Origin of the sequence: Methylibium sp. (assembly GCF_013817365.1) — a bacterium.
Taxonomy (GTDB): domain Bacteria; phylum Pseudomonadota; class Gammaproteobacteria; order Burkholderiales; family Burkholderiaceae_C; genus Methylibium.
The window spans coordinates 1-5,688 of sequence record NZ_JACDCU010000280.1; the positions used below are offsets into that span (position 1 = coordinate 1).

Sequence of the window (5,688 nt, forward strand, 5' to 3'; positions counted from 1 at the left end):
CCAAGGCTGCTGCTCACGCTGACGCGGATTCCTCGTCCGGCAGAGCCAAACGCCAGGCATCGGTGCGACTAACCTCACGGGCAAGAGCGCGAACATGAACGACGTGAACTCTGGGTTTCCTACTGCGGCCGGCATATGGTTCGGTCTGGGCCTAGGCGGATTTTTCGACGGCATCGTGTTGCACCAGATCCTACAGTGGCACCACATGCTGACCAGCGCAGGGTACCCGCCGGACAGCGTGCACAACCTGAAGGTCAACACCTTGTGGGACGGCATTTTCCACGCTTCGGCCTACGTCTTTGTCGGGGTCGGGCTGCTGCTGCTGTGGCTCGCCGCCCACCGGCGCCACCGGTGGTGGTCCGGGAAGATGCTGGTAGGTTCGATGCTGATGGGATTCGGCATCTTCAATGTTGTCGAGGGGATCGTGAACCACCACCTGCTCGGGATCCACCACGTCAACGAAACCGTCCCGCCAAACCAGTGGATCTACTGGGACCTTGGATTTCTGGCGTGGGGCGCTGCGATGCTGATGAGCGGATGGCTTCTACTACGCGCGGGCAAGCGCGAGACCGCCCACAGGTCATCAGAGGGAATCCGCGGGGCGGCATGACGAGTATCGAAGCAGCCCGAGCCAGAGCCGGCTGGGCGGCCGGTGTGCTCGTGCCGCATGGCAGCGGCTGGCGCAACAGCGCACGCGCCTCGACGTTAACTGGCTGTACTTTCACTCTGCCTATCCGACGAACCAGGACGATGCCGTCTTCTTCGGGCCGGACACCTATCGCTTCACCGCCGCCATCGACGTCCATCTCGCCAGCGGCCGGACAGTCCGCCGCCGTCGATATCTGCTGCGGCGCCGGCCGGGGCGCGGTGGTCATTGCGCTGGCGCGGCCCGACGCCGACGTCCACGCCGTCGACATCAACGATGCGGCCTTGCGGCTTACCGCCGTCAACGCGGCTCTGGCTGGCGCCACCCGCGTGAGGCAGCGCCGCTCCGACCTGCTCTCGACCCTTGACGGCGGGTTCGATCTCATCGTCGGCAACCCGCCGTACCTGCTCGACCGCGGCAAGCGCGTCTACCGCCACGGCGGCGGCGGCCTCGGCGAGTGCCTGGCCAAGCTATCGCCGACGTGGCCTGCTATCGTCTTAGCACCCGGGGGTGCGCTGCTGCTCTACACCGGCTCGGCCGTCGTCGATGGCGTCCACCGCTTCCGCGCCGCGGTGATGCCGAAGCTGCAGGAAGACCGCCTCGAAGCGATCGAAGTCGAGCTCGACCCCGACGTCTTCGGCGAAGAGCTGCTCGAGCCGGCCTACGCCGAGGCCGATCGCATCGCTGCCGTCCTCGTCACCGCAAGGCGACCGTGAAGATCGTCTCCAGCCGCTTCCTGCGCGGCCCGAACGTGCACTCGATGCAGCCTTGCGTGCTGAGCATCGTCGACCTCGAGGCGCTCTCCGACGTCACGCCGAGCGCGCTGCCCGGCTTCGAGGCGCGCCTGCTCGCCGCCCTGCCCGCGCTCGCCCGGCCTGACGGCGCCTTGCCATGGCCGGCTCGCGGCCTCGCCGATGTGGTCGGCGCGGTCGCCGGCGGCTTGCAGAGCACAGCGGGCACGCCCGTCGCCTTCAGCCGCGCGCTCCCGGTCCTGCGCCGGCCGGGCCAGCACTGGATCGCCTGCGGCTACGAACACGAGGCGGTCGCCGAACAGGCCATGGCGGTGGCCATCCATGCGGTGTCGGCCTGGGCCGCCGACGACGACTTCGATCTCGGGCCCCGCCTAGACGCGCTGCGCTCGCTGGTCGCGGCGCGGGCCATCGACGCTGCCAGCCGGGCCCTTATCGAGATAGCCTCGGCGCGGGGCATTCCCGTGCTTCGCCTCGAGGACGCCGAGCGCCGCTTCCAGCTTGGCTGGGGCTGCCGCCAGCGCCGCTTCGAAGCCGGTAACGGCACGCAGTCGGCAGACGCGAAGAGCGACCGCTCGTCGCCCGTTGCCCGAGCACGCAGCCAGCTCGAGACCCTGTTTCCCGAGGGCGCGAACGGCCGCATTCCGACCGTCGCCATCACCGGCACCAACGGAAAGACGACGACCGCCCAGCTCCTTGCATACGCCTTGCGCACCGCTCAGTCCGGCCGGTCCACGGTCGGCACGACGACGACGCAGGCCGTCTACATCGGCGAGCGCGTGATCGAGCGCGGCGACTGCACCGGCTACTGGTCGGCGCGCCGGGTACTCACCGACGATGGGGTCGACGCCGCGGTGCTCGAGACGGCGCGCGGGGGCATCCTCAAGCGCGGCTTGGCCTTCGACCGCTGCGATGTCGGCGTCGTCCTCAACGTCTCGGCCGACCACCTCGGTCTCGATGGTGTCGAGACGCTGGCCGACCTCGCCGTCGTCAAGGGCCTAGTCGCACGTTGCGCCGCGCGCGCCGCCGTGCTGAATGCCGAGGATCCGTCCTGCGTTGCGATGGCAAACACGCTGCAGCCCGGCTGCGTGCCAACGTGGTTCGCGATGGATGCAAACAACGCCTGGGTCACCGAGCACCGCGAGCGCGGTGGCGCGGCCGCCTGGCTCGGCGACGACGGCTGGCTGATGCTGGCCAACGGCGGCCACGAGCACCGCCTGCTCGAAGCCGCCCGCATGCCGATCGCGATGCAGGGCCATGCCCGCTACAACATCGCCAACGCCCTGGCCGCCGCCGCCGCCCTGATGGCGCTTGACCTCGAGCCGGCGGCGATCGGCTCAGCCTTGGCGGACTTCGTCTCCGACGCACGCAGCAACCCGCTGCGTTCCAACTGCTATTCGATCGCCGGCAAGACGGTGGTCGTCGACTACGGCCACAACATGGCCGCATACCGGGCGCTGTGCGAGATGGCGCGCTCGATGCTCCGCGGGCGTGGCGGGCGCCTGATCGGCGTCGTCACCGCGCCGGGCGACCGCCGCGCCGGCGACCTGTTCGAGGTCGGCGCGCTGTGCGGTGAAGGATTCGACGAGCTCGTCGTCTACGAGCAGGATCCGCGCGGCCGGAGCAACGGCGAAACCGCGGCTGCCATCCTCGCCGGCGCCCGCAGCACGGCCGGCGCCAAGCCGCTCCACGGCATACCGCCAATCCGCGATGCCTTCGCGCATGGCCTCGGCCTTGCCGGGCGCGACGACATCGTCATCTTCACCTGCGCCGGAACGCTCGACGACGCGGTTGACGGCATCCGACGCGTCGACCCCGCGGCGGCGGATCGGCTGGCGGCCGAGATCGCCGCCTGAGCCGTCAGGCGGCCGTCGCGATTTCGGACCGGCTGGGCGCTGGGCCGGCCTCCGGCTCGTCAACCGGCGTATCCATCGCGGTGACGTCGATCGACGACAGCTCCGCCTGCTCGCCGAGCGCCTGGCGCAGGTCGGACAGGTGGCTGGCGCAGCCGACGATGACCATGTCGCCCGGCGCCGCGATCGCGAGTGCTGCTCGGGTCGCGGCGCGGACGTCGAGCACGATCGCGACGGCTTCGGCACGGTCTTCGGCCACTATTGCTTCGGGCCCGGCCGACATGCGCCTGGCTTCGCGGGCGCCTTCGGCGATCGCCGCCGCCGTCGTGCCGGCCACCTCGCCGCGCTTCTGGTCCTGCTCGTAGACGACGAGGCGGTCGAAGCCGGCACCGCAGATGCGACCGATGGCGGCGAGGTCGCTGGCCTGGCGATCGCCGGGCGCGGCGACGACGCCGATCAGCCGGCCGCGGGTCAGGCCGCGGCCGGTCTCGATCACCGCCGCATACGCCGCGGCGTTGTGGGCGTAGTCGACAACAAGCGTCACGCCGGCGGTGCGGTAGACGTTCAGACGCAGCGGGTTCTGGCTCTCGTTCGAGCTGAAGCTGAGCAGGCCGGCGAGGATGCGCTCGCGCGGCACCTTCAGCGCCATCAGCGCGCCGAACACCGCCATGGCGTTGGCGATGTTGTGGCGGGCTTTGCCGCGCAACGTGAACGGCAGCCGTGCGGCAGCGACGAGCGGGACGTCGTGGCCGCGTTCGGCCCACATCAGCATGCCGCCCTGCAGGTGAATGCCGCGGCTGCCCCGCGCAAGGTGGCGGGCGAACACCGGCTGGCTGGCATCCAACGTGAAGTACACAACCTCGACGCCGCGCCGGGCCCGGCGCGCCATTGCGACGCAATGGGCGTCGTCTGCATTGAGGACGACGGCGGTGCGAGCCGCTTCAACAATGAGGCCCTTAACGCGGGCCAGGTCCTCGACGGTGTGGACGCCGTCCTGGCCGAGGTGGTCGCTGGCGATGTTGAGGACGACGCCGACGTCGCAACGGTCGAAGGCCAAGCCGCGCTTGAGGATGCCCCCGCGCGCCGTCTCGAGCACGGCGAACTCGGTCTCCGGCGAGGTGAGCACAGTGCGTGCTGACCAGTAGCCGGTGCAGTCGCCCCGGACAACCGGATTGCCGTCGATGAAGATGCCCTCGGTGGTGGTCACGCCGGTGACCCGGCCGAGGCGCTGCATGACGTGGGCGATGGCAAGCGTGGTCGTCGTCTTGCCGTTGGTGCCGGTGACCGCCACGACCGGGATGCGGCCGTCGCCGTCGTTCGGAAACAGCGAGTCGACGATGGCGCGGCCGACGAAGTGGCGCTCGCCGTGACTCGGGTGCTCGTGCATGCGGATGCCGGGCGCCGCGTTGACCTCGATGATGGCGCCGCGCTGGGCTTCGAGGGGCACCGCGATGTCCGTACAGACGATGTCGATGCCTGCGACGTCGAGGCCGATCTTGCGGGCCGCCCGCACGCAGGCGCAGGCGGTGTCGGGGTGGACGCGGCCGGTCACATCCTCGGCGGTGCCGCCAGTCGAGAGGTTGGCGTTGCCGCGCAAGCGCACGGTGCGCCCTGCCGCCGGGACCGCGTCGAAGTCGAGGCCATGGCGCTGCAGCTCTTCGGCGGCGGCCGGGTCTAGGCGGATCTTGGTCAGGATGTTCTCGTGGCCGTCGCCGCGGTTCGGGTCGCGGTTCACTGCCTCGACCAGCGCGCGCACGCTGCTGGTGCCGTCGCCGGTCACCTCGGGTGGCACCCGATGCGACGCCGCAACCAGGTTCTTGCCGATGACCAGCACGCGGTAGTCGTCGCCCTGGATTGTCTCCTCGATCAGGATCTGGCGGCCGAACTTCTGGGCCCGCTCGAAGCCGGCCACGAGCAGCGCGTCGTTCGTCACCGAGGTGCTGACGCCCTTGCCGTGGTTGCCTATGAGGGGCTTGACCACGACGGGCGTGCCGATGCGGCGCATCGCCTGGTGAGCTGCTTCGATGCTGCTGACCGTCTGGCCGCGTGGCACCCGCAGGCCGGCCTCGGCGAGCAGTTTCTTGGTGAGCTCCTTGTCGCTGGCGATGCTGACTGCGACGTGGTTCGTCTGGCTGGTTATCGTCGCCTGCACGCGCTGCTGCAGCGCGCCCCAGCCGAGCTGGAACAGGTTCGCCGATTCGGTCAGCCGTGTGATGGGAATCCCGCGTTGCTCGGCAGCGTCGACGATGGCACGGGTGCTGGGCCCGATCGCGGCGCGAGCGGCGAGCGAGCGCAGCTCGATCAGCACCGGCTCGAGCGCGAACGCTTCGCCGGTGGCCAGCCGCTCGACCAATGCGAGCGCGACCTCGATGGCGCGCTGAGCCACGCTCTCGCTGCGGTAGGCAACGACGACGCGGTAGTGGCGCGGCCGGTCGCGCAC

4 protein-coding genes are annotated in these 5,688 nt (G+C 70.2%); 3 read left to right on the forward strand and 1 reads right to left on the reverse strand.

The window, feature by feature from the left end:
* Window positions 1-94: 94 nt before the first annotated feature.
* From H0W38_RS15520 to H0W38_RS15530, 3 genes are all read left to right on the forward strand, one after another.
* Window positions 95-610 carry a DUF2243 domain-containing protein gene (locus tag H0W38_RS15520; RefSeq protein WP_292455668.1) on the forward strand — a complete coding sequence of 172 codons (516 nt, stop codon included), beginning with the start codon at window positions 95-97 and terminating at the stop codon, window positions 608-610.
* Between the two features lie 140 nt (window positions 611-750).
* Complete coding sequence (locus H0W38_RS15525) at window positions 751-1,362, forward strand: class I SAM-dependent methyltransferase (protein WP_292455671.1); 612 nt, start codon at window positions 751-753, stop codon at window positions 1,360-1,362.
* Complete coding sequence (locus tag H0W38_RS15530) at window positions 1,359-3,251, forward strand: Mur ligase family protein (RefSeq protein WP_292455673.1); 1,893 nt, start codon at window positions 1,359-1,361, stop codon at window positions 3,249-3,251. Before H0W38_RS15525 ends, H0W38_RS15530 begins: the two co-directional genes overlap by 4 nt.
* Before the next feature lie 4 nt (window positions 3,252-3,255).
* On the opposite strand, the gene cphA is transcribed toward H0W38_RS15530, so the two are convergent.
* Window positions 3,256-5,688, reverse strand: a 2,433-nt coding sequence (cphA, locus tag H0W38_RS15535) for a cyanophycin synthetase (protein WP_292455676.1), incomplete at its 5' end; no start/stop codon positions are given.